The following is a 24,304-nucleotide window of genomic DNA, read 5'->3' on the forward strand; positions in this document are numbered from 1 at the left end:
GAGCCTAATGGCCACCACTTCGCTTGACCTGGCCAAGGTCCGCAACATTGGGATCATGGCCCACATCGACGCGGGCAAGACGACGACCACCGAGCGGATCCTGTTCTACACCGGTGTCTCTTACAAGATCGGTGAAGTCCACGATGGCGCAGCCACCATGGACTGGATGGAGCAGGAGCAGGAGCGCGGCATCACGATCACGTCGGCCGCGACGACCTGCCACTGGCCGCTGAACGATGTCGATCACACGATCAACATCATTGACACCCCGGGGCACGTCGACTTCACGGTCGAGGTGGAGCGTTCGCTCCGCGTCCTCGACGGTGCCGTCACGGTGTTCGACGGTGTTGCCGGTGTTGAGCCGCAGTCCGAGACCGTTTGGCGTCAGGCGGACCGCTACGGCGTTCCGCGCATCTGCTTCGTCAACAAGCTCGACCGGACCGGTGCCGAGTTCCACCGCTGCGTCGACATGATCGTGGACCGCCTCGGTGCGGTTCCGCTGGTCATGCAGCTGCCCATCGGCACTGAGATGGACTTCAAGGGCGTTGTCGACCTCGTCGCCATGAAGGCCCTGGTGTGGTCCGCCGAGGCCACCAAGGGCGAGATGTACGACACCGTCGACATCCCCAGCACTCACGTCGAAGCCGCCCAGGAATGGCGTGGCAAGCTCCTCGAGACCATCGCGGAGCACGACGACGAGATGATGGAGCTGTTCCTCGAGGGCGAAGAGCCCACCGAAGAGCAGCTGATGGCCGCGATCCGTCGCGCCACCATCGCCTCGACCGACTCCGAGCACCAGGGCAAGCCGACCTTCACGCCGGTGTTCTGCGGTACCGCGTTCAAGAACAAGGGCGTTCAGCCCCTGCTCGACGCCGTGGTCCGTTACCTGCCCTCCCCCCTGGACATCGAGGCCATCGAAGGCCACGACGTCAAGGACCCGGAGCTGGTAGTGAAGCGTCAGCCGTCCGACGACGAGCCGTTCTCCGGTCTTGCTTTCAAGATCATGAGCGACCCGCACCTCGGCAAGCTCACCTTCGTCCGGGTTTACTCGGGCCGCCTCGAGACCGGCACCTCGGTGCTGAACTCGGTGAAGGGCAAGAAGGAGCGCATCGGCAAGATCTACCGCATGCACGCGAACAAGCGTGAGGAGATCGCGTCGGTGGGCGCCGGCGACATCATCGCCGTCATGGGCCTGAAGCAGACCACCACCGGTGAGACGCTGTGCGACGAGAAGAAGCCGGTCATCCTGGAGTCCATGGACTTCCCGGCCCCGGTCATTCAGGTCGCGATCGAGCCCAAGTCCAAGGGTGACCAGGAGAAGCTGGGTGTCGCCATCCAGCGGCTCTCGGAGGAGGACCCCTCCTTCCAGGTTCACTCCGACGAGGAGACCGGCCAGACCATCATCGGTGGTATGGGCGAGCTTCACCTCGAGGTGCTGGTCGACCGCATGCGTCGCGAGTTCCGCGTCGAGGCGAACGTCGGCAAGCCCCAGGTCGCGTACCGCGAGACGATCCGCAAGGCCGTCGAGCGTATCGACTACACGCACAAGAAGCAGACTGGTGGTACCGGCCAGTTCGCGAAGGTGCAGATCGCGATGGAGCCCATCGAGGGCGGCGACGCGTCGTACGAATTCGTGAACAAGGTCACCGGTGGCCGCATCCCCCGCGAGTACATCCCGTCGGTGGACGCAGGCGCACAGGAAGCCATGAAGTTCGGCATCCTGGCCGGCTACGAGATGGTGGGTGTTCGCATCACCCTTCTCGACGGTGGCTACCACGAGGTTGACTCCTCCGAGCTCGCCTTCAAGATCGCCGGTTCGCAGGCGTTCAAGGAGGGTGCTCGTAAGGCGAGCCCCGTACTGCTCGAGCCGATGATGGCCGTTGAGGTCACCACGCCCGAGGACTACATGGGCGACGTCATCGGCGACCTGAACTCCCGCCGTGGCCAGATTCAGGCCATGGAGGAGCGCAGCGGCGCCCGTGTCGTCAAGGGTCTCGTGCCCCTGTCGGAGATGTTCGGCTACGTCGGAGACCTCCGCAGCAAGACCTCGGGTCGCGCAAGCTACTCGATGCAGTTCGACTCCTACGCCGAGGTTCCGCGGAACGTCGCTGAGGAGATCATCGCGAAGGCCAAGGGCGAGTAGCGCTCAATTCGCAGTGTTGCTCAACCCTTAGGCTTGACAGCAGGCATCGGGGCATTCGCCGCAATCCAGAGGGGCCTTTGGCCCTGAGAAGCGTGGCGGATGCCCCGGCAGCCCGCATTCCAGCAAAGATCACCTGGCGCCGATGAAGCAAGGCGTACAGAACCACTCCCAGGAGGACCCCAGTGGCGAAGGCGAAGTTCGAGCGGACTAAGCCGCACGTCAACATCGGCACCATCGGTCACATTGACCACGGTAAGACGACGCTGACCGCGGCGATTACCAAGGTGCTGCATGACGCGTACCCGGACCTGAACGAGGCCTCGGCCTTCGACCAGATCGACAAGGCTCCTGAGGAGCGCCAGCGCGGTATCACGATCTCGATCGCGCACGTCGAGTACCAGACCGAGTCGCGTCACTACGCGCACGTCGACTGCCCCGGTCACGCGGACTACATCAAGAACATGATCACGGGTGCGGCGCAGATGGACGGCGCCATCCTCGTTGTCGCCGCGACCGACGGCCCGATGCCGCAGACCAAGGAGCACGTGCTCCTGGCCCGCCAGGTCGGCGTTCCGTACATCGTTGTCGCCCTGAACAAGGCCGACATGGTGGACGACGAGGAGATCCTGGAGCTCGTCGAGCTCGAGGTTCGTGAGCTCCTCTCCGAGTACGAGTTCCCGGGCGACGACCTTCCGGTCGTGCGTGTCTCGGCGCTCAAGGCTCTTGAGGGCGACAAGGAGTGGGGCGAGAAGCTCCTCGGCCTCATGGCGGCCGTCGACGAGTCGATCCCGACTCCGGCACGTGACGTCGAGAAGCCGTTCCTGATGCCGATCGAGGACGTCTTCACGATCACCGGTCGTGGCACCGTCGTCACCGGTCGTATCGAGCGTGGCATCCTCAAGGTCAACGAGACTGTCGACATCATCGGCATCAAGGAGACCAAGACCACCACCACGGTCACCGGTATCGAGATGTTCCGCAAGCTGCTCGACGAGGGCCAGGCGGGCGAGAACGTCGGTCTGCTCCTCCGTGGCATCAAGCGCGAGGACGTCGAGCGCGGCCAGGTCATCATCAAGCCGGGTTCGGTCACGCCGCACACCGAGTTTGAGGCCCAGGCCTACATCCTGTCGAAGGACGAGGGTGGCCGTCACACCCCCTTCTTCAACAACTACCGTCCGCAGTTCTACTTCCGGACGACCGACGTGACCGGCGTTGTGACCCTCCCCGAGGGCACCGAGATGGTCATGCCGGGCGACAACACCGCCATGACGGTCGCGCTGATCCAGCCGATCGCCATGGAAGAGGGCCTGAAGTTCGCCATCCGCGAGGGTGGCCGTACCGTGGGCGCCGGCCAGGTCGTCAAGATCACCAAGTGATCTGACGTTCTAGCAAGCATCACACCGAGGGCCCTGTCCCACCGTTCGCGGTGGGGCAGGGCCCTCGGCCTTTTCCGGAGGCGTTCTCGCGGCTACGCCGTGGACTGCGTCTCGGCGCGCCACACCCAGGGGGTCGCGGAGAAGTCCAGGCCGACCACGTACGCCCGTCCGTCGGGGCCGTGCAGCAGCGTGGGCGTGCCGACCGGCAGCGCGAAGGGCGGCCGCTTGAGCGGCCGGGCGGGCTGCGTGGTGTCCAGGAGCTTGACGGTGCCGTCGAGCTCCTTGCCGAGCAGCAGCAGCCCGCCGTGCCCGGAACGGGCCGGCGCGGCGCCGACCGCGACATCGGCGTAGCCGCCGTAGGCGCTCAGCTGCGCGGGGGTCAGCACGCCTTCCCGGGAGGTGGCGCCGTCGACCGTCCGCAGGACCAGCTCTCCGGTCACCGGATGCCGGTAGGCGACCGCGACGGAGCCGTCGGGGGAGAGCGTGGCGGACGGTGGCTCGCCGGGCTGCGGCATGCCGCTCACCGGCTGGAGGGCCATCGGCCGGCCGGGAGCGGGCTGGGTCCAGTGGTGCACGGTGTCGCGGCCGGCGGCGAAGACATGGATCCGCGCCTGGCGGTCGAGCACCACCGCCAGGCCGTCCTGTACCTCGTCGCCGCCGAGGTCGCGCCAGTCGCCCCACTTGCCGCCGGGCTCCCTGACCTTGGTCCAGACGCCCTTGGCGGCGCTGCGGACGAAGAGGTGGACGCGCCCGTCGGGAGTGGCTGTCGCGACCGGGCAGCCGATCCGGCGGCCGTGGTCCTCGGTGCGTTCCGGGTTGCCCATCCCGGTCCAGGCCCGGAACGGGCCGTCGGGGGAGCTCTGCTCCAGCAGCACGATCTCGCGTGAGTTGTGCCCGCCCTGGCCCTGCAGGGAGGAGAACCGCAGGGCGAACAGCAGCCGGCGGCCCGTGGAGTCCTTCACCGCGGCCAGCGCGGGGGCCAGCGGGCCGCCGCCGAGGTCCTGCGGGTCGCTCCACCGGCCGCTGCCGGGCGCGCTCTCCTGCCAGCGCACGGCCCGGGTGCCCAGCACGCTGAACGCCTCCAGCCGGCCGTCGGCGCCGGCGAACGTCGCGGGGCGGGCGCCGGGGTAGCGGTAGTGGGTGGAGCGGACCCAGCCCTTGGGGTTGGTGAGCGGGGTGTTCTGGCCGACGCCGTAGTCCCCGCAGCCGGCGGCGTTGCCGCAGTCCCAGTCCGGATCGCCGCCGTACGGCAGGAGGTACTCGTTCTTCTCCCGGACCACGGACTGCGGGAGATTACGGGGCCAGCGCTGGTTGTAGTAGCCGCGGTACGCGGTGGTCACGAACCGCGGTACTTCGCCGTCGTCCGCCTCGGCGCTGTCGGCCACCCACTGGGCGAGCGCCTTCCAGGCGAAGAGCGCCGCGGGGGTGTGGTCGCGGTGGTCGGAGTAGCCGTTCTGGTCGCTGTTCTGGTGGTGGGCCGCGTCGTGCACCTGGATGTCCGGATCGGGGTCCAGGGTCTGGACCAGCGTCGGCTGGTAGCGCTCCAGCAGCGCCGCCAGCGAGTCCACCAGGGTCTGGTGGCCGACCTTGGTGGACTTTCTGACGGGGGATCCGGTGGCCACCACGGTGTCCAGCGTGATGCCGGGGACGGCCCACAGGTGGGGGAGTCCCATCAGGTTCGGGTTGCCCTCGCCCATGGACAGGTTGATGAAGACCAGGTCGGCCCGGCGCTCGCCGTTCGCCAACTGGTCGAGCTCGACGGTGAGCCCGCCCGTCAGCCGCAGCGCGGAATGGCGCCACGGAGTGAACTTGTCGAGGCCGAGCATGGTCGCGTACGCCTGGCGCAGCCCCTGGTGGCGGGCGGAGGAGTACGCCTGCCGGTCGGGCTTCGGGGTGGGCGTGCGCGGTGCGTGGTTCACGCCCACGGACTCGCCGGCCGTCACATAGACCGAGACCACCGGTACCCCGCCCCGCACGGCGTGCAGGGTGTCGGGGTTCATGAAGTACAGGTCGTCGTCCGGGTGGGCGAGGACCTGGAAGAGCAGCGGTTTCGCGCCGGGCCGGTAGGCCTGGACCGCGTTCGGATCGGAACCGGTGACCGGTTTCGCGGCGGACGGCGTGCTGGTGCAACCGACCGCTGCGGCCGTCGTGGACATGGCTGTGGCGACAAGGAGTTCCCTGCGGGACAACCTTCGCCTCGTAGAGACGCTCACAACAGGTAGGAGCGTGAAGACGGCCCCGAGGTTGCGTGCGAGAACACGTACGCCCGCTGACCTAGGGTGGTCCGTCGGGTGTCCAGGGCGTTAAGGGAGCGATGCGTGTATCTGTCGGAGACCCGGGCGAGTGACAAGGCCCGGTCCCAGGGCGAACAACCCGCCCGCCGCCGCCGGCTGCGCGGGCTGGTGTCGGCGAACGTGTTCGCGCTCGGGATGACGAGCCTGATCACCGACATCTCCTCGGAGATGGTCACCGCGGTCCTTCCCGTGTATCTGGTCACCGGACTCGGCCTGAGCATGCTGCAGTTCGGCTTCCTGGACGGCGTGTACTCGGGCTCGACGGCCCTGCTGCGGATCGTCGGGGGCTACCTCGCCGACAAGTTCACCGCACGCAAGGCCGTGGCGGGCTCCGGCTACCTCATGTCGGCGGTGACGAAGCTGGGATTCCCCCTGGTGGGCTCCTCGGTGCCGGGCATCGGGATGATGATGGCGGTCGACCGGGCGGGCAAGGGGATCAGAACCGCCCCGCGCGACGCGCTGATCTCGCTGTCCACGCCGCCGGAGTCGCAGGGCCGGGCGTTCGGCGTGCACCGGGCGATGGACACCGTCGGCGCCTTCATCGGCCCGGTCATCGCCTTCGCCCTGATGTCGATGATGAGCACCTCGCTGGGCACCGCGTACGACGCCGTGTTCGTGGTGAGCTTCTGCATCGGCGCGGTCGGCGTGGTGGCCCTCGCGCTGTTCGTACGGGACCCGTTCACGCGGAAGAAGACGGCCCGGGTCGCGGTCTCGCTGCGCGCCGGGCTGGGGATGCTCGGCAACGCGGCGTTCCGGCGGGCCTGCATCGGGGCCTGCCTGCTGGGCCTGGCGACGGTCTCCGACGCCTTCGTCTACCTGGCGCTGCAGAACCGCACCGACCTGGCGATCTCCTGGTTCCCGCTGCTGCCGCTGGGCACCACGGGCGTGTACCTGCTGGCTGCGGTGCCGCTGGGCGGGCTGGCCGACCGGATCGGCCGCTGGAAGATCTTCCTGGCCGGACACGCCTGCCTGATCGGCGCCTACCTGCTGATCGGCGGTGTCCTCGACCTGCGGGGCACGGCGCTGATCCTCGTCGTCCTGGCCCTGCACGGGCTGTTCTACGCGGCGACCGACGGCGTCCTGATGGCGCACGCCGGGCCGCTGATCCCCGAGGAGCTGCGCACCAGCGGACTGTCCGTGCTGCAGACCACCCAGACCCTGGGCCGTTCCGTCTCCTCCGTGGCGTTCGGCGCCGCCTGGATGCGCTGGGGCCCGGAGAACACCATTCAAGGATTCACCGTCGCTCTGACGGCCGCCGTGCTGCTGTGCATGGTGCTGCTGCGGCCGGGTGCCGCCCACGGCCCCGAGGTGGCCGACGTATGAAGAACCGGATCATAATCTTCGCGGTGTGCGTGGCCGTGCTGGCCTCGGTGGCCGTCGGTTACACCGTGTACGCCCTGCAGCGCGACAAGGCGCGCGCCGAGGGCGGTGAGGGAGTGCGCCCGGTCGCCGGGGCCGTCGACCTCACGCCGGGCGGCAGCGCCCGCCTGATATTCCGCGACACCGCCAAGGGCCCCGGCTTCGGCCGGCTGGCCGAGGTGCCGATGGGCAGCCCCGGCGGCGGCCGGAAGATCGACACGCAGGCCTGCGAGCGCAGTTACGCGGCGGCCGGCCGGCTGCTCTGCCTGGCCGGGCAGAACGGCCTGGTGGTGCACCACTACGCGGAGCTGCGCGACAGCAACATGAAGCTGCTCAAGCGGATCCAGCTGCCCGGCCTGCCCAGCCGCGCCCGGCTCTCCGCCGACGGCCGGATGGCGGCCTGGACGGCCTTCGTCTACGGGGACTCCTACACCTCGGCCGGATTCTCGACCCGCACCGGCATCTACGACGCGCGCACCGACACGCTGGTGCCGACCCTGGAGACGTTCACGGTCCACCGGGACGGCAAGGACTTCACGCCACCGGACCGGAACTTCTGGGGGGTGTCGTTCCAGAAGGACGACAACACCTTCTACGCGACGCTGGGCAGCGCCTCCAGCGGCGGCACCTTCCTGGTCCGCGGGGACTTCGCGGCCCGCACGATGACCGTGCTGCGGCAGAACGTGGAGTGCCCGTCGCTCTCGCCCGACGGCACCCGGCTGGTCTTCAAGAAGAAGGTCTCCGACGACCCGTCCAAGCCCTGGCGGCTGTACGTGCTGGACCTGGCCACCATGCGGGAGACCGCGCTCGCCGAGACCCGCAGCGTGGACGACCAGGGCGACTGGCTGGACAACCGCACCATCGCCTACTCCCTGCCGACCGGCAGCAGCGCCTTCGACGTGTGGCGCCAGCCCGCGGACGGCTCGGGCCGGCCGGTGCTGATGGTGGCGGGCGCCTACGGGCCGAGCGTGCTGCGCTGAGCGCTCGCCGCCCGGCCCGGCGGCCTCAGTGCGCGAAGGACATCTTGCTGGGCGGTGAGACGTACCGGGCGTAGTTGTCCTGCGCCGGGTACGTACGGCCGGCCGGTCCGGCGGCGAAGGCCCGCAGGATGTTCTCGGAGACCTGGCGGGCGAACTCCGCGGACGCCTCGGGCACCCGCTCCTCGCCGGACTGCTCGCGGCAGCCGGTGTTGCCGTAGACGCTGCAGGCCCAGCTCATGGTGCCGGTGGCGAAGACCCCGGCGCCCGAAGGCACCGTGTAGTAGGCCGCGTTGGCCCGGGTGCTGGCGCCGCGGCAGGTCAGCGGGGAGTCCCCGACGACCTGGATCGGGCGCGGCACCGGGACGCCGGCCATCAGCCGGTCCGACTCCACGCCGACCAGGCCGATGTACTTGCTGCCGGCCTTGGCGCCGGTGCCGCGGAACATCCACGCGTCCGGGTCGGTGACGACGAACGGCGCGTAGACCGGGTTGCACTCGTAGAGCACGCCGGTGAGGATGCTCTCCGGGCGCGGGTCGGGCGGCAGCCGCCACTGCTGGGTGGCCTGGCTGGGGTCCTTGAGGATCATCGGGTCCTCGGCGGGGTCCTTGTAGACCACCACCACGCGGTCCTTGCCGAGCGAGCTGGGCTCCAGCCGGATGTGCCGGTAGGCGGCGTTGGAGGAGAAGAAGGCGATGTTCACCCCCGAGTCGCGGATCTTGAGGGTGTTGTCGCGCATGCCGGCCGACCAGTACTCGTCGTGCCCGGAGAAGATCACCGAGCGGGCGCCGCGGAACAGCTCCGCCGAGTTGTCGAGGTCGGTGTCGGTCTCGTAGGCGAGCGGTATGCCCATCCGCTCGGCGATGCTGAGCATCGGCAGCTCGTACCAGTTGAAGGGCGAGCCCTTGCCGTCGTACGGCCGGTCGAAGCTGGCCTTGCGCGAGCGCTTGGCGTAGCCGGGTCCCGAGGTGCCGCGCGAGTCGCCGTAGACGTTGGTGCCGCCGCCCCACTTGTTGTACGCGGCCCAGGTGGTGACCGCGTTCACGAAGACGGTGCGCCCGACGGTGGAGGGGGAGCGGATCGTCAACGTCACCCAGCGGTCGTGGCCCTGGCTGGAGACGAGCTTGAGCAGATAGCTGCCCTGCGGCCAGTTCTTGGTGTTCACCGTCAGGGACGGCTTCCAGGGGGCGCTTATCAGGTATATGCCGGGCACCGTCTTGGGGCCCGCCTGCCGCTCACCGCGCTGGTCGGCCGAGGACCAGACCTTGCGGCCCTGCTTCCCCTGGTACCAGCCCATCCGGTAGGCCTCGACGTGGAAGCTCCTGGCGGTGGTGGAGACAAACAGGCGAAAGGTTTCTCCTGAGGTGACGCTGACATGGTCGGCGAAGCCCTCGATCGCCTCGGACGGCCCCGGGTCGCGCAGCCGCCAGCCGGTGCTGCCGGGCCGCCGGTTCTCGTCCGTCACCGACCAGCTGTCCATGTCGAGCGGCGGAGCGGCCTTGGGGGTTCGCGCGGGCGGTGTCACCGGACCGCCGCCGGGGGTGCCACAGGCGCCGGCGAACAGCGCGAGGACGACCGTGAGCAGTACCAGACGGGGCAGCCTCTTCAACGAATACTCTTCCTCGGCCTACGTGTCCCCGCCATGTCAGGGAACTCCGCAGATGAGGACCGTCCGGGGGAGTCTTTGGTTGCTCCGCCGGCCCAGGTGGTACTGTCACCGGCTCGATTGGCGTGGAGTGTGCCCCATATGGCACACTAGCCAAGTTGCTCGGTCGAGCGCCGATGCTGCGCGCCTCCCGTCGGGAGGACCGGAAGCGAGTCCCACAGTACTCGTCGTCATGATCCGCCTCTTGGTGGCATGGCGGACGTACGGGAATCTTCCGGGAAGCGTTAGTGCGGTTCCGGCCAGGCACCCGGTGGGAGTCTTCCCCACATCCTGCGGTCAGAGCGCCGCGCTTCCTTCTCCGAGGGATTTCCGCTTGCGGAAATTTATGAGAAGGGGTGCGACACGCCCGACCGCGTGGGTCGGCGGAGAGTCAGTACCGACCGGGTTCCAGAGCGTTACGAGACAAAGGACTACGGAGTAGCCATGGCGGGACAGAAGATCCGCATCCGGCTCAAGGCGTACGACCACGAGGTCATCGACTCCTCGGCGAAGAAGATCGTCGAGACGGTGACGCGTACTGGTGCGCACGTCGCAGGCCCGGTGCCGCTGCCCACTGAGAAGAACGTGTACTGCGTCATCAAGTCGCCGCACAAGTACAAGGATGCGCGCGAGCACTTCGAGATGCGCACCCACAAGCGGCTCATCGACATTCTCGACCCCACGCCGAAGACGGTTGACTCGCTGATGCGTCTCGACCTCCCGGCTGGCGTCGACATCGAGATCAAGCTCTGAGGTGACGCGCGAGATGGCTAAGAGCATTAAGGGCGTCCTGGGCGAGAAGCTCGGCATGACGCAGGTCTGGGACGAGAACAACCGCATTGTGCCGGTGACCGTCATCAAGGCCGGCCCGTGTGTCGTGACCCAGGTCCGCACCAACGACGTCGACGGCTACGAGTCGGTTCAGATCGCCTTCGGCGAGATTGACCCGCGCAAGGTGAACAAGCCCCTCAAGGGTCACTTCGCCAAGGCCGACGTAACCCCGCGCCGCCACCTGGTGGAGCTTCGTACGCCTGACGCCGGCGAGTACACGCTGGGCCAGGAGATCACCGCTGCGACCTTCGAGTCCGGTGTCAAGGTCGATGTGACCGGCACCAGCAAGGGCAAGGGTTTCGCCGGTGTCATGAAGCGTCACAACTTCAAGGGTCTCGGCGCCGGTCACGGCGTTCAGCGCAAGCACCGTTCCCCCGGCTCCATCGGTGGCTGCGCCACCCCGGGTCGTGTCTTCAAGGGCATGAAGATGGCCGGCCGGATGGGTGGAGAGCGTGTGACCACACAGAATCTGACCGTCCACGCCGTTGACGCGGAGAAGGGCCTGCTCCTCATCAAGGGAGCGGTACCTGGTCCGAACGGCGGCCTCATCCTGGTCCGTACCGCGGCCAAGGGGGCTTGAGGATATGAGCACCATTGACATCCTGTCGCCCGCGGGCGACAAGACCGGCAGCCTCGAGCTTCCCGCCGAGATCTTCGACGCCAAGGTCAGCATTCCGCTGATCCACCAGGTCGTCGTGGCGCAGCTCGCTGCCGCCCGCCAGGGCACGCACAAGACCAAGACCCGCGCCGAGGTCCGCGGTGGTGGGCGCAAGCCTTACCGCCAGAAGGGCACCGGCCGCGCCCGTCAGGGTTCGACCCGCGCTCCGCAGTTCGCAGGCGGTGGCGTCGTCCACGGCCCGCAGCCGCGTGACTACTCCCAGCGGACGCCGAAGAAGATGATCCGGGCCGCCCTCCGTGGCGCCCTGACCGACCGGGCGCGTCACGACCGCATTCACGTCATCTCCGGCGTGATCGAGGGCGCGACGCCTTCCACCAAGGCCGCCAAGGCACTGCTGGGCAAGATCAGCGAGCGACGTCACGTGCTCCTGGTCGTCGAGCGTGCCGACGAGGCCGCGTGGCTGTCCGCCCGCAACCTGCCCCAGGTACACATCCTGGAAGCCGGTCAGCTGAACACCTACGACGTGCTCGTCTCCGACGACGTGGTCTTCACGCAGGACGCCTTCGAGCGTTTCGTGGCGGGTCCCGCCGCGTCCGCCAAGGCCGTTGCCTCCGAGGATGAGCTCGAAGGGAACGACGCCTGATGAGTGAGACCAAGACCGCCGCGGTCGTCACCAGCAAGACCTTCACGGACCCCCGTGACATCCTGGTCAAGCCGGTGGTTTCCGAGAAGAGCTACGCGCTCCTGGACGAGAACAAGTACACGTTCATCGTCGCGCCGGGCAGCAACAAGACCCAGATCAAGCAGGCCGTCGAGGCGGTCTTCTCGGTCAAGGTCACCGGGGTCAACACGATCAACCGGCAGGGTAAGCGCAAGCGCACCAAGACCGGTTTCGGCAAGCGCAAGGACACCAAGCGCGCCATCGTGACCCTCGCTGAGGGCGACCGAATCGACATCTTCGGCGGCCCGGTCTCCTAACGGAGTCCGAGTCGTCCGATATCGGACGAGGACTGAGAAATGGGTATCCGCAAGTACAAGCCGACGACGCCGGGCCGTCGTGGCTCCAGCGTCGCCGACTTCGTCGAGATCACGCGGTCCACGCCGGAGAAGTCGCTGGTCCGCCCTTTGCACAGCAAGGGTGGGCGTAACAGCTCGGGTCGCATCACTGTTCGCCACCAGGGTGGCGGTCACAAGCGTGCTTACCGAGTCATCGACTTCCGTCGTCATGACAAGGACGGCGTTCCGGCGAAGGTCGCTCACATCGAGTACGACCCGAACCGCACCGCACGCATCGCGCTGCTGCACTACGCAGACGGCGAGAAGCGCTACATCATTGCCCCGGCCAAGTTGAGCCAGGGCGACCGGGTTGAGAACGGCCCCACGGCCGACATCAAGCCGGGCAACAACCTCCCGCTGCGCAACATCCCGGTGGGTACGACCATCCACGCTATCGAGCTGCGTCCCGGCGGCGGCGCGAAGATCTCCCGTTCCGCGGGTGCTTCGGTCCAGCTGCTGGCGAAGGAGGGCTCTATGGCCACCCTTCGTATGCCGTCCGGTGAGGTCCGCCTGGTCGACGTCCGCTGCCGCGCCACTGTTGGCGAGGTCGGCAACGCCGAGCAGTCGAACATCAACTGGGGCAAGGCCGGCCGTATGCGCTGGAAGGGCGTCCGCCCGACCGTCCGCGGTGTCGCGATGAACCCTGTCGACCACCCGCACGGTGGTGGTGAGGGTAAGACCTCCGGTGGTCGCCACCCGGTCTCCCCGTGGGGTCAGAAGGAGGGTCGTACTCGCTCGCCGAAGAAGGCAAGCAGCAAGTACATCGTCCGCCGCCGCAAGACGAACAAGAAGCGCTAGGAGCAGGTTTAGATGCCGCGCAGTCTCAAGAAGGGGCCCTTCGTCGACGACCACCTCATCAAGAAGGTGGACGTACAGAACGAGGCAGGCACCCACAACGTCATCAAGACCTGGTCCCGCCGCTCCATGATCATTCCGGCGATGCTGGGCCACACGATCGCGGTGCACAACGGCAAGATCCACGTCCCGGTGTTCGTCACCGAGTCCATGGTCGGCCACAAGCTCGGCGAGTTCTCGCCGACCCGCACGTTCCGCGGCCACGTCAAGGACGACCGCAAGACGAAGCGTCGCTGATCGGCGGAGTGCGAAGACTATGACTGACACCGAAGGGACAACCATGGAAGCCAGGGCCCAGGCGCGGTACATCCGCGTCACGCCCATGAAGGCCCGCCGCGTGGTGGACCTCATCCGTGGCATGAATGCCACGGAGGCTCAGGCGGTCCTGCGTTTCGCCCCGCAGGCCGCGAGCGTGCCGGTGGGCAAGGTGCTTGACAGCGCCATTGCCAACGCCGCGCACAACTACGACCACTCCGATGCCGAGTCTCTCGTCATCACTGAGGCGTATGTCGACGAAGGTCCGACCCTGAAGCGGTTCCGTCCGCGTGCCCAGGGCCGTGCCTACCGGATCCGCAAGCGGACCAGCCACATCACCGTGGTCGTCAGCAGCAAGGAAGGGACCCGGTAATGGGCCAGAAGGTTAACCCGTACGGGTTCCGGCTCGGAATTACCACGGACTTCAAGTCTCGTTGGTACGCCGACAAGCTGTACAAGGACTACGTCAAGGAAGACGTCGCCATCCGCAAGATGATGACGCAGGGCATGGAGCGCGCCGGCATCTCGAAGGTTGAGATCGAGCGCACCCGTGACCGCGTGCGTGTGGACATCCACACCGCGCGTCCCGGCATCGTCATCGGCCGTCGTGGTGCCGAGGCCGACCGCATCCGCGGCGACCTGGAGAAGCTGACCGGCAAGCAGGTGCAGCTGAACATCCTCGAGGTCAAGAACCCCGAGATGGACGCTCAGCTGGTGGCCCAGGCCGTCGCCGAGCAGCTCTCCTCGCGTGTCTCCTTCCGTCGTGCCATGCGTAAGAGCATGCAGGGCACGATGAAGGCCGGCGCCAAGGGCATCAAGATCCAGTGTGGTGGCCGTCTCGGCGGCGCCGAGATGTCCCGCTCCGAGTTCTACCGCGAAGGCCGTGTGCCGCTGCACACCCTGCGCGCCAATGTGGACTACGGCTTCTTCGAGGCCAAGACCACCTTCGGCCGCATCGGTGTGAAGGTGTGGATCTACAAGGGCAACGTCAAGAACATCGCAGAGGTTCGCGCCGACAACGCCGCGGCCCGTGCGGGCAACCGCCCGTCGCGTGGTCCCGGCGCCGGTGGAACCGACCGTCCGCAGCGCCGCGGTGGCGAGCGCGGCGGCCGCGGCCGCAAGCCCCAGACGGACGGCGGTTCGGCTCCCAAGGCCGAGGCCCCCGCCGCTGTCGAGGCTCCGGCTGCGGACACTCCCGGAACGGAGGCCTGACCCAATGCTGATCCCCCGCAGGGTCAAGCACCGCAAGCAGCACCACCCGAAGCGCTCGGGCATGGCCAAGGGCGGCACCGAACTCGCGTTCGGTGAGTACGGCCTGCAGGCCGTCACCCCGGCCTATGTGACGAACCGGCAGATCGAGTCCGCTCGTATCTCCATCACCCGTCACATCAAGCGCGGCGGCAAGGTCTGGATCAACATCTACCCGGACCGTCCGCTGACCAAGAAGCCTGCTGAGACCCGCATGGGTTCCGGTAAGGGTTCGCCGGAGTGGTGGATCGCGAACGTCAAGCCCGGTCGGGTGATGTTCGAGCTGTCCTTCCCGAACGAGAAGGTTGCCAAGGAGGCGCTCACCCGCGCCGCCCACAAGCTTCCGATGAAGTGCCGCATTGTGCGGCGCGAGGCAGGTGAATCGTGATGGCGGCCGGCACCACTAAGGCCACCGAGCTGCGCACGCTTGGCGACGAGGAACTCCTCGCCAAGCTGAGCGAAGCCAAGGAGGAGCTGTTCAACCTCCGCTTCCAAGCGGCCACGGGACAGCTCGAGAACAACAACCGGCTCAAGGTCGTCCGCAAGGACATCGCCCGGATCTACACCTTGATGCGCGAGCGCGAGCTGGGCATCGAGACGGTGGAGAGCGCCTGATGAGCGAGAAGAATGTGACTGAGACCTCCGAGCAGCGCGGCTTCCGCAAGACCCGTGAGGGCCTTGTGGTCAGCGACAAGATGGACAAGACCGTAGTGGTCGCCGTCGAGGACCGTGTGAAGCACGCCCTGTACGGCAAGGTCATCCGGCGCACCAACAAGCTCAAGGCGCACGACGAGCAGAACGCTGCCGGCATCGGCGACCGTGTCCTCCTCATGGAGACCCGGCCGACCTCTGCCACCAAGCGTTGGCGCGTCGTGGAGATCCTCGAGAAGGCCAAGTAATCCCTGAAGGCCCCAAAAAAATAAGGGGCCTTCAGGACCGTTCCGTCAGGCTCGGTAGGGGCGGGGCAACCCGCCCCTACCGGGAACCGACGCGACAAACAGGAGATAGACGTGATCCAGCAGGAGTCGCGACTGCGGATCGCCGACAACACTGGTGCGAAGGAAATCCTTTGCATCCGTGTTCTCGGTGGTTCGGGTCGCCGCTACGCGGGAATCGGTGACGTCATCGTTGCCACCGTCAAGGACGCGATCCCCGGTGGCAACGTGAAGAAGGGCGAGGTCGTCAAGGCGGTCATCGTCCGGACCGTCAAGGAGCGCCGTCGCGCAGACGGCTCGTACATCCGGTTCGACGAGAACGCCGCCGTCATTCTGAAGAACGACGGCGACCCCCGCGGCACCCGTATCTTCGGCCCGGTGGGCCGTGAGCTGCGCGAGAAGAAGTTCATGAAGATCGTTTCTCTCGCGCCGGAGGTGCTGTAACCGATGAAGATCAAGAAGGGCGACCTGGTCCAGGTCATCACCGGTAAGGACCGCGGCAAGCAGGGCAAGGTCATTGTGGCCTACCCCACTGAGAGCCGTGTCCTCGTCGAGGGTGTCAACCGGGTCAAGAAGCACACCAAGGCCGGCCAGTCCGACCGCGGTAGCAAGACCGGTGGGATCATCACGACCGAGGCCCCCATCCACATCAGCAACGTTCAGCTGATCGTGGAGAAGGACGGCAAGAAGGTCGTTACCCGCGTCGGTTACCGCTTCGACGACGAAGGCAACAAGATCCGCGTTGCCAAGCGGACGGGTGAGGACATCTGATGACTGCCACCACCACGCCGCGTCTGAAGACGCGCTACCGCGAGGAAATCTCGGGCAAGCTGCACGAGGAGTTCTCTTTCGAGAACGTCATGCAGATCCCGGGTCTGACCAAGATCGTGGTCAACATGGGTGTGGGCGACGCCGCCCGCGACTCCAAGCTGATCGAGGGCGCGATTCGCGACCTCGCCACGATCACCGGCCAGAAGCCGCAGGTCACCAAGGCTCGCAAGTCCATCGCGCAGTTCAAGCTGCGTGAGGGCCAGCCGATCGGCGCCCACGTCACCCTCCGTGGTGACCGCATGTGGGAGTTCCTGGACCGCGTGCTGTCACTCGCACTGCCGCGTATCCGTGACTTCCGCGGCCTGTCGCCGAAGCAGTTCGACGGCCGGGGCAACTACACCTTCGGTCTCACGGAGCAGGTCATGTTCCACGAGATCGACCAGGACAAGATCGACCGGGTCCGGGGCATGGACATCACCGTGGTTACCACGGCGACCAACGACGACGAGGGTCGTGCCCTGCTTCGTCACCTCGGCTTCCCGTTCAAGGAGATGTGACCGTGGCGAAGAAGGCTCTGATCGCTAAGGCCGCTCGCAAGCCCAAGTTTGCTGTGCGCGGTTACAACCGCTGCCAGCGCTGTGGCCGGCCGCACTCTGTCTACCGCAAGTTCGGCCTCTGCCGCGTGTGCCTTCGTGAGATGGCTCACCGTGGCGAGCTGCCGGGCGTGACCAAGAGCTCCTGGTAAATCCGGTTCCCTTCGGGGAATCCGGTTTCCAGGAACTCTCGGTAAGCATCTGGACGGCAGGAGCCTGTCCCCGTCTGCCGTAAGGTAGAGGGGTTGGGCGCCTGCCGCCCATGACCGACTTACTACGCCGTAGGTCCCCGCGCCGCACCCGTCCCGACTTTGCTCGGGGAGAAGGATGGCGCAATGGAAACCCCGGCGAGAGAGGCCTAGGGCCAACTCATGACCATGACCGACCCCATCGCAGACATGCTGACCCGTCTGCGTAATGCGAACTCGGCGTATCACGATGACGTCGTGATGCCGTTCAGCAAGATCAAGTCGCACATCGCGGAGATCCTCCAGCAGGAGGGTTACATCACCGGCTGGAAGGTCGAGGATGCCGAGGTTGGCAAGAACCTCATCCTCGAGCTGAAGTTCGGTCCGAGCCGTGAGCGCTCGATCGCCGGCATCAAGCGCATCAGCAAGCCGGGCCTTCGGGTCTACGCAAAGTCCACCAATCTGCCCAAGGTGCTCGGCGGCCTGGGCGTGGCGATCATCTCCACGTCCCACGGTCTCCTCACCGGCCAGCAGGCCAGCAAGAAGGGCGTAGGTGGGGAAGTCCTCGCCTACGTCTGGTAATCGGGAACAGGAGGCATTGCAATGTCGCGCATCGGCAAGCTGCCCATCCCGGTTCCCGCCGGCGTGGACGTCACCATCGACGGCCGTACGGTCTCGGTGAAGGGCCCCAAGGGTTCCCTCTCCCACACCGTCGCTGCCCCGATCGATGTCGCCAAGGACGAGACCGGCACGCTCATCGTGTCGCGTCCTAACGACGAGCGTGTTTCGAAGGCCCTGCACGGCCTGTCCCGCACGCTGGTGGCGAACATGATCACTGGCGTGACCGCGGGTTACAGCAAGGCGCTCGAGATCAACGGCGTCGGCTACCGCGTCCAGGCGAAGGGCTCCAATCTGGAGTTCGCCCTGGGCTTCAGCCACCCCGTCGTGATCGAGCCGCCGGAGGGCATCTCGTTCAAGGTGGAGTCTCCGACCAAGCTGAGTGTCGAGGGTATCGACAAGCAGAAGGTCGGCGAGGTAGCCGCGAACATCCGCAAGCTGCGGAAGCCCGACCCGTACAAGGGCAAGGGTGTCAAGTACGCGGGCGAAGTCATCCGCCGCAAGGTCGGAAAGGCTGGTAAGTAGCCATGGCATACGGTGTGAAGATCGCCAAGGGCAAGGCTTACAAGGGCGCGGCTCTCAAGCGTCGCCACATCCGCGTCCGCAAGCGGATCTCGGGCACCGAGGCGCGTCCGCGTCTCGTCGTGACCAGGTCCAACCGTGGCATCGTGGCGCAGGTCATCGACGACCTCGCGGGGCACACCCTCGCGTCGGCGTCGACCCTCGACCCGTCCATCCGTGGCGGCGAAGGCGACAAGTCCTCCAAGGCGAAGCAGGTCGGCCAGCTCGTGGCCGAGCGTGCCAAGGCCGCGGGTATTGAGACTGTCGTATTCGACCGTGGCGGCAATCAGTACGCAGGGCGCATTGCCGCCCTCGCGGACGCCGCCCGCGAAGCCGGACTCGAGTTCTGAGTTCGTCCCGCAGCTAGCGGATCAACGAAGAGAGGTAATTCCAATGGCTGGACCCCAGCGCCGCGGCAGCGGTGCCGGTGGCGGCGAGCGGCGTGACCGTAAGTCTGGGCGGGACGGCCAGCAGGCCGAGAAGACCGCCTACGTCGAGCGTGTTGTCGCGATCAACCGCGTCGCCAAGGTAGTCAAGGGTGGTCGTCGCTTCAGCTTCACCGCGCTGGTCGTGGTGGGCGATGGTGACGGCACCGTCGGTGTCGGTTATGGCAAGGCCAAGGAAGTTCCGGCCGCCATCGCCAAGGGTGTCGAGGAAGCGAAGAAGAACTTCTTCAAGGTTCCCCGCATCCAGGGCACCATTCCGCACCCGATCCAGGGCGAGAAGGCCGCGGGCGTTGTCCTGCTCAAGCCTGCTTCCCCCGGTACCGGTGTTATCGCCGGTGGCCCGGTGCGCGCGGTTCTCGAGTGCGCCGGTATCCACGACGTTCTGTCCAAGAGCCTCGGCTCGGACAACGCGATCAACATCGTGCACGCCACGGTGGCCGCGCTTCAGGGCCTTCAGCGCCCCGAGGAGATCGCCGCCCGTCGTGGCCTGCCGCTGGAGGACGTCGCGCCCGCAGCTCTGCTGCGTGCACGTGCCGGGGTGGGTGCCTGATGGCTCGCCTCAAGGTCACGCAGATCAAGTCCTACATCGGTAGCAAGCAGAACCACCGTGACACCCTGCGTTCGCTCGGGCTCAAGCGCCTGAACGACGTGGTGGTCAAGGAGGACCGTCCGGAGATTCGCGGAATGGTCCAGACCGTCCGCCACCTCGTCACGGTCGAGGAGGTTGACTGACATGGGTGCTGAGAACCCGCAGAACCCCCTGAAGGTCCACAACCTGCGTCCCGCCCCGGGTGCCAAGACCGCCAAGACCCGCGTGGGTCGTGGCGAGGCGTCCAAGGGTAAGACCGCTGGTCGTGGTACCAAGGGCACCAAGGCCCGTTACCAGGTTCCGGCTCGCTTTGAGGGTGGGCAGATGCCCCTCCACATGCGCCTGCCGAAGCTCAAGGGCTTCAAGAACCCGTTCCGCGTCGAGTTCCAGGTCGTGAACCTGGACAAGCTCACCGCCCTCTACCCCGAGGGTGGAGAGGTCACGGTGGCCGATCTGGTCGCCAAGGGCGCGGTCCGTAAGAACCAGCTCGTCAAGGTGCTCGGCACCGGCGAGATCACCGTGGCGCTGCAGGTTTCGGTTGACGCCGTCTCCAGCTCCGCCAAGGAGAAGATCGCTGCTGCCGGCGGCACCGTCACCGAGCTCATCTGAGCCTCGGCGACTGCTGCTGACAGCGACTGAACCGGGCCCGTTCCTCTTCTGAGGGACGGGCCCGATTCGGTATCACGCACCAAGGGACAAACCGCGCATGTACGACTCCACCGAGTGGCGATCGCCAACTGGGGGAGACACGCGCTTCATACGGACCGCCACGCGCTGTTAGAGTCCGTTGGGTCCACTGGCGAAACTGCCCGCAGACTGTCCTCGCGCCATCCCGGCCGGTGATCCGCCGTCCGTGACAGACCATCTCGACCGACCCTTCCGCCCTGCTGCGCGGAAGGTGCAGGAGGCACCGTGCTCACCGCGTTCGCCCGGGCGTTCAAAACGCCCGACCTGCGCAAGAAGCTGCTGTTCACGCTGGGCATCGTGGTGCTGTTCCGGCTCGGGGCGCACGTCCCGGTGCCAGGGGTGGACTACAAGGTCGTCAACGCGTGCATCAAGGACGCGGGCGGCGGGCAGGGCCTCTTCAGCCTGGTCAACCTCTTCAGCGGTGGTGCACTGCTCCAGCTGACCATCTTCGCGCTCGGGATCATGCCGTACATCACGGCGAGCATCATCCTCCAGCTGCTGACCGTGGTGATTCCACGCCTCGAAGCCCTCAAGAAGGAGGGTCAGTCGGGCACTGCGAAGATCACGCAGTACACCCGTTACCTGACGGTGGCGCTGGCGATCCTGCAGGGCACCGGCCTGGTGGCCACCGCCCGCGGCGGCAGCCTCTTCTCCAGCTGCACCCAGCGCTACGACATCATCTCCAGCAAGTCGATCTTCACCACCATCACGATGGTGGTCACCATGACCGCCGGTACCGTGATGATCATGTGGCTCGGTGAGCTGATCACCGACCGCGGCATCGGCAACGGCATGTCGATCCTGATGTTCGTCTCCATCGCGGCCGGCTTCCCGGGCGCGCTGTGGTCCATCAAGAGCTCCGGCAAGATCATGGGCGGCTGGTTCGAGTTCTTCGTCGTCATCCTGATCGGCCTGGTGATGGTGGCCCTTGTGGTCTTCGTCGAACAGGCGCAACGCCGCATTCCAGTGCAGTACGCGAAGCGCATGATCGGCCGGCGGTCCTACGGCGGAACGTCCACGTATATCCCCCTCAAGGTGAACCAGGCGGGTGTGATTCCCGTCATCTTCGCCTCGTCGTTGCTCTACATTCCGGCCCTCGTCGTTCAGTTCAGCGGGTCGACGGCGGGCTGGGCGCAGTGGGTCAGCGTCAACCTGACCAAGGGCGATCACCCGTTTTACCTGGTCACGTACTTCCTGTTGATCGTCTTCTTCGCCTTCTTCTACGTCGCGATCTCGTTCAACCCCGAGGAAGTCGCCGACAATATGAAGAAGTATGGTGGCTTCATCCCGGGTATCCGGGCCGGTCGACCTACTGCTGAATACCTGAGCTACGTGCTGAACAGGATCACGTGGCCGGGATCGCTGTACCTGGGGCTCATCGCTCTCGTTCCCACCGTTGCCATCGCGTTGTTCAACGGCAGCACCAACTTCCCGTTCGGCGGGACCAGCATCCTGATCATCGTGGGTGTCGGCCTGGAGACCGTGAAGCAGATCGAGAGCCAGCTCCAGCAGCGCAACTACGAAGGGTTCCTCCGCTGATGCGAATCGTCCTCGTCGGGCCGCCTGGGGCCGGCAAGGGTACGCAGGCTGCGTTCCTCGCCAAGAACCTGTCGATCCCGCACATCTCGACGGGCGACCTCTTCCGCGCGAACATCAGCCAGGGCACCGCCCTGGGCAAGCAGGCGAAGTCCTACATGGACGCCGGCAACCTGGTCCCCGACGAAGTGACCATCGGGATGGCGAAGGACCGACTGGACGAGCCGGACACCGAGGGCGGCTTCCTGCTCGACGGCTTCCCGCGCAACGTCCACCAGGCCGAGGCGCTCGACGCCTACCTGGTCGACCGCGGCATCGCGCTCGACGGGGTCCTGGACCTGGAGGTCCCGGAGGACGAGGTCGTCAAGCGCATCGCGGGCCGGCGCACCTGCCGGAACGACACGGCGCACACGTTCCACATCACGTACAAGCAGCCCAAGGTCGAGGGCGTGTGCGACGAGTGCGGCGGCGAGCTCTACCAGCGTGACGACGACTCCGAGGCGACCGTGCGCAACCGCCTCGCCGTCTATCACCGCGAGACCGAGCCGATCATCGACTACTACAAGCAGCAGGACCTTGTGGCGACGATCTCGGCGCTCGGCCCGGTGGCGGAGATCACCCAGCGGGCGATGGACGCACTGAAGAGCAACAAGAGCGCGTAGTACCCACACGTACACAGGTCGGCCGCGGTGCCCAGGTGGCACCGCGGCCGTACTGTTTGAGTGACGACTTTTCCAGAGAGGGCCACAGGCATGGTCGAGATCAAGACCCCGGAGCAGATCGCCAAGATGCGCGAGGCGGGGTTGGTCGTCGCGGCCATCCACCGGGCGTGCGGCGAGGCCGCGGTACCGGGCGTGAGCACCAAGGAGCTCGACGAGATCGCCGCGAAGGTGATCGCCGAGCACGGTGCCAAGCCGAACTTCCTCGGTTACGGCGGCTTCACCGGCAACATCTGCACGTCGGTCAACGATGTCGTGGTGCACGGCATCCCGGACCGGGAGACCGTCCTGAAGGACGGCGACCTCATCTCCATCGACGCGGGCGCCATCATCGACGGCTGGCACGGTGACGCCGCGTTCACGGCCTTCGTGGGCACCGGTCACGCTCCGGAGCTCATCGAGCTGAGCCGGGTGACCGAGGAGTCCATGTGGGCCGGCATCGCCGCGATGAAGAAGGGCAACCGGCTCTCCGACGTCTCGCAGGCGATCGAGGGGTACATCCGCCGCCAGCCGCGGCCGGCCTCCGGCAAGTACGGCATCGTCGAGGAGTACGGCGGCCACGGCATCGGCTCCGAGATGCACATGGACCCGCACCTGCTGAACTACGTCAACAAGAAGCGCGGCCGGGGCATCAAGCTGGTGCCGGGTGTCTGCCTGGCCATCGAGCCGATGGTGACCCTGGGCACCCCGCACACCCACGTCCTCGAGGACGAGTGGACGGTCAAGAGCGACGACGGGTCCTGGTCCAGTCACTGGGAGCACTCGATCGCGCTGACCGAGCAGGGCCCGCTGGTGCTCACCGCCGTCGACGGCGGCAAGGCGAAGCTCGCGGAGTACGGGATCACGGCGGCGCCCGACCCGCTGGGGTGAGCGTTGGGCGGTGGCCCGGAAGCTGTGGGGCCGGGTGGAGTAACGATCACCCATCGTGGGCATCTACCCCGGATTCGTCATTCCGGGGTGCCTGCCGTAGACTGACACGTCGGCTCATGTATACCCGCATGTCTGCGTGATTTACGTGAGCCGATCAAGGTAGCCGATTCGAAGGGCGAAGCGTGGCCAAGAAGCAAGGTGCCATCGAAATCGAGGGCACCGTGATCGAGTCTCTCCCGAACGCGATGTTCCGGGTAGAGCTCCAGAACGGTCACAAGGTCCTCGCGCACATCAGCGGCAAGATGCGTATGCACTACATCCGCATCCTGCCCGATGACAGGGTCGTTGTGGAGCTGTCTCCCTACGACTTGACGCGCGGACGGATCGTCTACCGCTACAAGTAGATCTCGCTACTGCCCCGCTCCCGTGGGGCGATGGCACGACCCGGAGAACCTGACATCACATGAAGGTCAAGCCGAGCGTCAAGAAGATCTGCGACAAGTGCAAGGTGATCCGCCGTCACGGTCGGGTCATGGTCATCTGCGACAACCTGCGCCACAAGCAGCGCCAGGGCTGACGCACGACCTGCAACTCGCAGTTCTTCCCGCGACGCACACAAAGTAATTACGCAGTCACCCGTCCCGGCTCGCCGGGACGACACCTTCGGCGGGGGCCGAGGACCCGGAACGTACCTCGTACGGCGGCCGGGAACGGTACTGCGGAAGACCTCCGAATCAACAGGAGCCATGAATGGCACGCCTTTCCGGCGTTGACCTCCCGCGTGAGAAGCGCGTGGAGATCGCCCTCACCTACGTCTTCGGCATCGGTCGCACCCGTGCCCAGGAGACCCTGAAGAACACTGGTGTGAACCCCGACATCCGCGTTCGCGACCTTGCCGAGGAAGACCTCGTCAAGCTCCGCGACTACGTGGACGCCAACTTCAAGACCGAGGGTGACCTCCGTCGCGAGGTGCAGGCCGACATCCGCCGCAAGGTGGAGATCGGCTGCTACCAGGGTCTGCGTCACCGTCGTGGCCTTCCGGTCCACGGTCAGCGCACCCACACCAACGCTCGTACCCGCAAGGGTCCGCGTCGCGCCATCGCCGGTAAGAAGAAGCCGGGCAAGAAGTAGTC

Annotated in this window: 33 protein-coding genes; 31 read left to right on the forward strand and 2 right to left on the reverse strand. The window is 66.5% G+C overall.

The features are described from left to right. Window positions 1–7 precede the first annotated feature (7 nt). The gene (gene fusA / locus AC07DC_RS20030; protein ID WP_478915748.1) at window positions 8–2,143 is read left to right on the forward strand and encodes an elongation factor G; all 2,136 of its coding nucleotides are present in this window, start codon (window positions 8–10) and stop codon (window positions 2,141–2,143) included. 182 nt (window positions 2,144–2,325) lie between these two features. Beyond that, window positions 2,326–3,519: an elongation factor Tu gene (gene tuf / locus AC07DC_RS20035; RefSeq protein WP_399644461.1), complete on the forward strand. Its 1,194-nt coding sequence runs from the start codon at window positions 2,326–2,328 to the stop codon at window positions 3,517–3,519. Between the two features lie 92 nt (window positions 3,520–3,611). Here tuf and AC07DC_RS20040 read toward each other — a convergent pair whose 3' ends face one another. After that, window positions 3,612–5,675 carry a PIG-L family deacetylase gene (locus AC07DC_RS20040; protein ID WP_478915749.1) on the reverse strand — a complete coding sequence of 688 codons (2,064 nt, stop codon included), beginning with the start codon at window positions 5,673–5,675 and terminating at the stop codon, window positions 3,612–3,614. 162 nt (window positions 5,676–5,837) lie between these two features. Between AC07DC_RS20040 and AC07DC_RS20045 the strand changes: the two genes are divergently transcribed. Together AC07DC_RS20045 and AC07DC_RS20050 are read left to right on the forward strand one after the other, a co-directional pair. Next, complete coding sequence (locus AC07DC_RS20045; RefSeq protein ID WP_478915750.1) at window positions 5,838–7,136, forward strand: MFS transporter; 1,299 nt, start codon at window positions 5,838–5,840, stop codon at window positions 7,134–7,136. Then, window positions 7,133–8,152 (forward strand): hypothetical protein, encoded by a 1,020-nt coding sequence (locus tag AC07DC_RS20050; RefSeq protein WP_478915751.1) that lies wholly within the window; start codon window positions 7,133–7,135, stop codon window positions 8,150–8,152. The genes AC07DC_RS20045 and AC07DC_RS20050 overlap by 4 nt, the downstream gene beginning before the upstream one ends. A 25-nt stretch (window positions 8,153–8,177) precedes the next feature. On the opposite strand, the gene AC07DC_RS20055 is transcribed toward AC07DC_RS20050, so the two are convergent. Continuing rightward, window positions 8,178–9,758 (reverse strand): N,N-dimethylformamidase beta subunit family domain-containing protein, encoded by a 1,581-nt coding sequence (locus AC07DC_RS20055; RefSeq protein ID WP_478915752.1) that lies wholly within the window; start codon window positions 9,756–9,758, stop codon window positions 8,178–8,180. 480 nt (window positions 9,759–10,238) lie between these two features. Between AC07DC_RS20055 and rpsJ the strand changes: the two genes are divergently transcribed. From rpsJ to rpsM, 27 genes are all read left to right on the forward strand, one after another. Continuing rightward, complete coding sequence (gene rpsJ, locus AC07DC_RS20060) at window positions 10,239–10,547, forward strand: 30S ribosomal protein S10 (protein WP_138352895.1); 309 nt, start codon at window positions 10,239–10,241, stop codon at window positions 10,545–10,547. 13 nt (window positions 10,548–10,560) lie between these two features. After that, on the forward strand, window positions 10,561–11,205 hold the full coding sequence (gene rplC, locus AC07DC_RS20065; RefSeq protein ID WP_138352896.1) for a 50S ribosomal protein L3: 645 nt from the start codon (window positions 10,561–10,563) through the stop codon (window positions 11,203–11,205). Between the two features lie 4 nt (window positions 11,206–11,209). Then, window positions 11,210–11,887 (forward strand): 50S ribosomal protein L4, encoded by a 678-nt coding sequence (rplD, locus tag AC07DC_RS20070; RefSeq protein WP_478915753.1) that lies wholly within the window; start codon window positions 11,210–11,212, stop codon window positions 11,885–11,887. Further along, complete coding sequence (rplW, locus tag AC07DC_RS20075; protein ID WP_138352898.1) at window positions 11,887–12,222, forward strand: 50S ribosomal protein L23; 336 nt, start codon at window positions 11,887–11,889, stop codon at window positions 12,220–12,222. The genes rplD and rplW overlap by 1 nt, the downstream gene beginning before the upstream one ends. 39 nt (window positions 12,223–12,261) lie before the next feature. After that, entirely contained in the window at window positions 12,262–13,098 is an 837-nt protein-coding gene (gene rplB, locus AC07DC_RS20080; RefSeq protein ID WP_138352899.1) for a 50S ribosomal protein L2, read from the forward strand. A gap of 12 nt (window positions 13,099–13,110) precedes the next feature. Further along, window positions 13,111–13,392, forward strand: coding sequence for a 30S ribosomal protein S19 (gene rpsS, locus AC07DC_RS20085; RefSeq protein ID WP_138352900.1), 282 nt, complete (start codon window positions 13,111–13,113; stop codon window positions 13,390–13,392). A gap of 43 nt (window positions 13,393–13,435) precedes the next feature. Further along, a complete protein-coding gene (gene rplV / locus AC07DC_RS20090) occupies window positions 13,436–13,783 on the forward strand; it encodes a 50S ribosomal protein L22 (protein WP_138352992.1) in 348 nt (115 codons plus the stop codon). Further along, a complete protein-coding gene (gene rpsC / locus AC07DC_RS20095) occupies window positions 13,783–14,622 on the forward strand; it encodes a 30S ribosomal protein S3 (protein WP_138352901.1) in 840 nt (279 codons plus the stop codon). Before rplV ends, rpsC begins: the two co-directional genes overlap by 1 nt. Before the next feature lie 4 nt (window positions 14,623–14,626). After that, window positions 14,627–15,046 (forward strand): 50S ribosomal protein L16, encoded by a 420-nt coding sequence (gene rplP / locus AC07DC_RS20100; protein WP_138352902.1) that lies wholly within the window; start codon window positions 14,627–14,629, stop codon window positions 15,044–15,046. Further along, a complete protein-coding gene (gene rpmC, locus AC07DC_RS20105; RefSeq protein WP_138352903.1) occupies window positions 15,046–15,273 on the forward strand; it encodes a 50S ribosomal protein L29 in 228 nt (75 codons plus the stop codon). The genes rplP and rpmC overlap by 1 nt, the downstream gene beginning before the upstream one ends. Beyond that, window positions 15,273–15,557 carry a 30S ribosomal protein S17 gene (rpsQ, locus tag AC07DC_RS20110; RefSeq protein ID WP_138352904.1) on the forward strand — a complete coding sequence of 95 codons (285 nt, stop codon included), beginning with the start codon at window positions 15,273–15,275 and terminating at the stop codon, window positions 15,555–15,557. Before rpmC ends, rpsQ begins: the two co-directional genes overlap by 1 nt. A 111-nt stretch (window positions 15,558–15,668) precedes the next feature. Next, window positions 15,669–16,037 (forward strand): 50S ribosomal protein L14, encoded by a 369-nt coding sequence (gene rplN / locus AC07DC_RS20115; protein ID WP_073492414.1) that lies wholly within the window; start codon window positions 15,669–15,671, stop codon window positions 16,035–16,037. A gap of 3 nt (window positions 16,038–16,040) precedes the next feature. Then, entirely contained in the window at window positions 16,041–16,364 is a 324-nt protein-coding gene (gene rplX / locus AC07DC_RS20120; RefSeq protein WP_138352905.1) for a 50S ribosomal protein L24, read from the forward strand. Beyond that, window positions 16,364–16,921 (forward strand): 50S ribosomal protein L5, encoded by a 558-nt coding sequence (gene rplE, locus AC07DC_RS20125; RefSeq protein WP_138352906.1) that lies wholly within the window; start codon window positions 16,364–16,366, stop codon window positions 16,919–16,921. Before rplX ends, rplE begins: the two co-directional genes overlap by 1 nt. A gap of 2 nt (window positions 16,922–16,923) precedes the next feature. Beyond that, the gene (locus AC07DC_RS20130) at window positions 16,924–17,109 is read left to right on the forward strand and encodes a type Z 30S ribosomal protein S14 (RefSeq protein WP_073492416.1); all 186 of its coding nucleotides are present in this window, start codon (window positions 16,924–16,926) and stop codon (window positions 17,107–17,109) included. A 219-nt stretch (window positions 17,110–17,328) separates the two neighbouring features. Next, the gene (rpsH, locus tag AC07DC_RS20135) at window positions 17,329–17,727 is read left to right on the forward strand and encodes a 30S ribosomal protein S8 (protein ID WP_138352907.1); all 399 of its coding nucleotides are present in this window, start codon (window positions 17,329–17,331) and stop codon (window positions 17,725–17,727) included. 21 nt (window positions 17,728–17,748) lie between these two features. Further along, window positions 17,749–18,288, forward strand: a complete 540-nt coding sequence (rplF, locus tag AC07DC_RS20140) for a 50S ribosomal protein L6 (protein WP_478915754.1) — start codon at window positions 17,749–17,751, stop codon at window positions 18,286–18,288. Window positions 18,289–18,290: 2 nt separating this feature from the next. Then, a complete protein-coding gene (rplR, locus tag AC07DC_RS20145; protein WP_138352909.1) occupies window positions 18,291–18,674 on the forward strand; it encodes a 50S ribosomal protein L18 in 384 nt (127 codons plus the stop codon). A gap of 43 nt (window positions 18,675–18,717) precedes the next feature. Further along, window positions 18,718–19,320, forward strand: coding sequence for a 30S ribosomal protein S5 (rpsE, locus tag AC07DC_RS20150; RefSeq protein ID WP_138352910.1), 603 nt, complete (start codon window positions 18,718–18,720; stop codon window positions 19,318–19,320). After that, window positions 19,320–19,502 carry a 50S ribosomal protein L30 gene (rpmD, locus tag AC07DC_RS20155; protein ID WP_138352911.1) on the forward strand — a complete coding sequence of 61 codons (183 nt, stop codon included), beginning with the start codon at window positions 19,320–19,322 and terminating at the stop codon, window positions 19,500–19,502. Before rpsE ends, rpmD begins: the two co-directional genes overlap by 1 nt. A gap of 1 nt (window position 19,503) precedes the next feature. After that, window positions 19,504–19,968, forward strand: coding sequence for a 50S ribosomal protein L15 (rplO, locus tag AC07DC_RS20160; protein WP_399644442.1), 465 nt, complete (start codon window positions 19,504–19,506; stop codon window positions 19,966–19,968). Window positions 19,969–20,271: 303 nt separating this feature from the next. Continuing rightward, on the forward strand, window positions 20,272–21,585 hold the full coding sequence (gene secY / locus AC07DC_RS20165) for a preprotein translocase subunit SecY (RefSeq protein WP_478915755.1): 1,314 nt from the start codon (window positions 20,272–20,274) through the stop codon (window positions 21,583–21,585). After that, window positions 21,585–22,244, forward strand: a complete 660-nt coding sequence (locus AC07DC_RS20170) for an adenylate kinase (protein ID WP_478915756.1) — start codon at window positions 21,585–21,587, stop codon at window positions 22,242–22,244. The genes secY and AC07DC_RS20170 overlap by 1 nt, the downstream gene beginning before the upstream one ends. A gap of 90 nt (window positions 22,245–22,334) precedes the next feature. Then, window positions 22,335–23,171 (forward strand): type I methionyl aminopeptidase, encoded by an 837-nt coding sequence (gene map / locus AC07DC_RS20175; protein WP_478915757.1) that lies wholly within the window; start codon window positions 22,335–22,337, stop codon window positions 23,169–23,171. 182 nt (window positions 23,172–23,353) lie between these two features. After that, window positions 23,354–23,575 (forward strand): translation initiation factor IF-1, encoded by a 222-nt coding sequence (infA, locus tag AC07DC_RS20180; RefSeq protein ID WP_014047798.1) that lies wholly within the window; start codon window positions 23,354–23,356, stop codon window positions 23,573–23,575. Between the two features lie 59 nt (window positions 23,576–23,634). Continuing rightward, the gene (gene rpmJ, locus AC07DC_RS20185; protein WP_003956441.1) at window positions 23,635–23,748 is read left to right on the forward strand and encodes a 50S ribosomal protein L36; all 114 of its coding nucleotides are present in this window, start codon (window positions 23,635–23,637) and stop codon (window positions 23,746–23,748) included. A gap of 173 nt (window positions 23,749–23,921) precedes the next feature. Then, complete coding sequence (gene rpsM / locus AC07DC_RS20190; RefSeq protein WP_138352916.1) at window positions 23,922–24,302, forward strand: 30S ribosomal protein S13; 381 nt, start codon at window positions 23,922–23,924, stop codon at window positions 24,300–24,302. Window positions 24,303–24,304 lie beyond the last annotated feature (2 nt).

Source organism: Streptomyces sp. NPDC045021 (genome assembly GCF_056432645.1).

Excerpts from the sequence above, each read along its gene's own strand:
- fusA (WP_478915748.1), top strand. The coding sequence starts at position 8 with ATGGCCACCACTTCGCTTGACCTGGCCAAGGTCCGCAACATTGGGATC.
- AC07DC_RS20040 (WP_478915749.1), bottom strand. The coding sequence starts at position 5,675 with ATGTCCACGACGGCCGCAGCGGTCGGTTGCACCAGCACGCCGTCCGCC.
- AC07DC_RS20050 (WP_478915751.1), top strand. The coding sequence starts at position 7,133 with ATGAAGAACCGGATCATAATCTTCGCGGTGTGCGTGGCCGTGCTGGCC.
- rpsJ (WP_138352895.1), top strand. The coding sequence starts at position 10,239 with ATGGCGGGACAGAAGATCCGCATCCGGCTCAAGGCGTACGACCACGAG.
- rplC (WP_138352896.1), top strand. The coding sequence starts at position 10,561 with ATGGCTAAGAGCATTAAGGGCGTCCTGGGCGAGAAGCTCGGCATGACG.
- rplD (WP_478915753.1), top strand. The coding sequence starts at position 11,210 with ATGAGCACCATTGACATCCTGTCGCCCGCGGGCGACAAGACCGGCAGC.
- rplW (WP_138352898.1), top strand. The coding sequence starts at position 11,887 with ATGAGTGAGACCAAGACCGCCGCGGTCGTCACCAGCAAGACCTTCACG.
- rplB (WP_138352899.1), top strand. The coding sequence starts at position 12,262 with ATGGGTATCCGCAAGTACAAGCCGACGACGCCGGGCCGTCGTGGCTCC.
- rpsS (WP_138352900.1), top strand. The coding sequence starts at position 13,111 with ATGCCGCGCAGTCTCAAGAAGGGGCCCTTCGTCGACGACCACCTCATC.
- rplV (WP_138352992.1), top strand. The coding sequence starts at position 13,436 with ATGGAAGCCAGGGCCCAGGCGCGGTACATCCGCGTCACGCCCATGAAG.
- rpsC (WP_138352901.1), top strand. The coding sequence starts at position 13,783 with ATGGGCCAGAAGGTTAACCCGTACGGGTTCCGGCTCGGAATTACCACG.
- rplP (WP_138352902.1), top strand. The coding sequence starts at position 14,627 with ATGCTGATCCCCCGCAGGGTCAAGCACCGCAAGCAGCACCACCCGAAG.
- rpmC (WP_138352903.1), top strand. The coding sequence starts at position 15,046 with ATGGCGGCCGGCACCACTAAGGCCACCGAGCTGCGCACGCTTGGCGAC.
- rpsQ (WP_138352904.1), top strand. The coding sequence starts at position 15,273 with ATGAGCGAGAAGAATGTGACTGAGACCTCCGAGCAGCGCGGCTTCCGC.
- rplX (WP_138352905.1), top strand. The coding sequence starts at position 16,041 with ATGAAGATCAAGAAGGGCGACCTGGTCCAGGTCATCACCGGTAAGGAC.
- rplE (WP_138352906.1), top strand. The coding sequence starts at position 16,364 with ATGACTGCCACCACCACGCCGCGTCTGAAGACGCGCTACCGCGAGGAA.
- rpsH (WP_138352907.1), top strand. The coding sequence starts at position 17,329 with ATGACCATGACCGACCCCATCGCAGACATGCTGACCCGTCTGCGTAAT.
- rplF (WP_478915754.1), top strand. The coding sequence starts at position 17,749 with ATGTCGCGCATCGGCAAGCTGCCCATCCCGGTTCCCGCCGGCGTGGAC.
- rplR (WP_138352909.1), top strand. The coding sequence starts at position 18,291 with ATGGCATACGGTGTGAAGATCGCCAAGGGCAAGGCTTACAAGGGCGCG.
- rpsE (WP_138352910.1), top strand. The coding sequence starts at position 18,718 with ATGGCTGGACCCCAGCGCCGCGGCAGCGGTGCCGGTGGCGGCGAGCGG.
- rpmD (WP_138352911.1), top strand. The coding sequence starts at position 19,320 with ATGGCTCGCCTCAAGGTCACGCAGATCAAGTCCTACATCGGTAGCAAG.
- rplO (WP_399644442.1), top strand. The coding sequence starts at position 19,504 with ATGGGTGCTGAGAACCCGCAGAACCCCCTGAAGGTCCACAACCTGCGT.
- AC07DC_RS20170 (WP_478915756.1), top strand. The coding sequence starts at position 21,585 with ATGCGAATCGTCCTCGTCGGGCCGCCTGGGGCCGGCAAGGGTACGCAG.
- map (WP_478915757.1), top strand. The coding sequence starts at position 22,335 with ATGGTCGAGATCAAGACCCCGGAGCAGATCGCCAAGATGCGCGAGGCG.
- rpmJ (WP_003956441.1), top strand. The coding sequence starts at position 23,635 with ATGAAGGTCAAGCCGAGCGTCAAGAAGATCTGCGACAAGTGCAAGGTG.
- rpsM (WP_138352916.1), top strand. The coding sequence starts at position 23,922 with ATGGCACGCCTTTCCGGCGTTGACCTCCCGCGTGAGAAGCGCGTGGAG.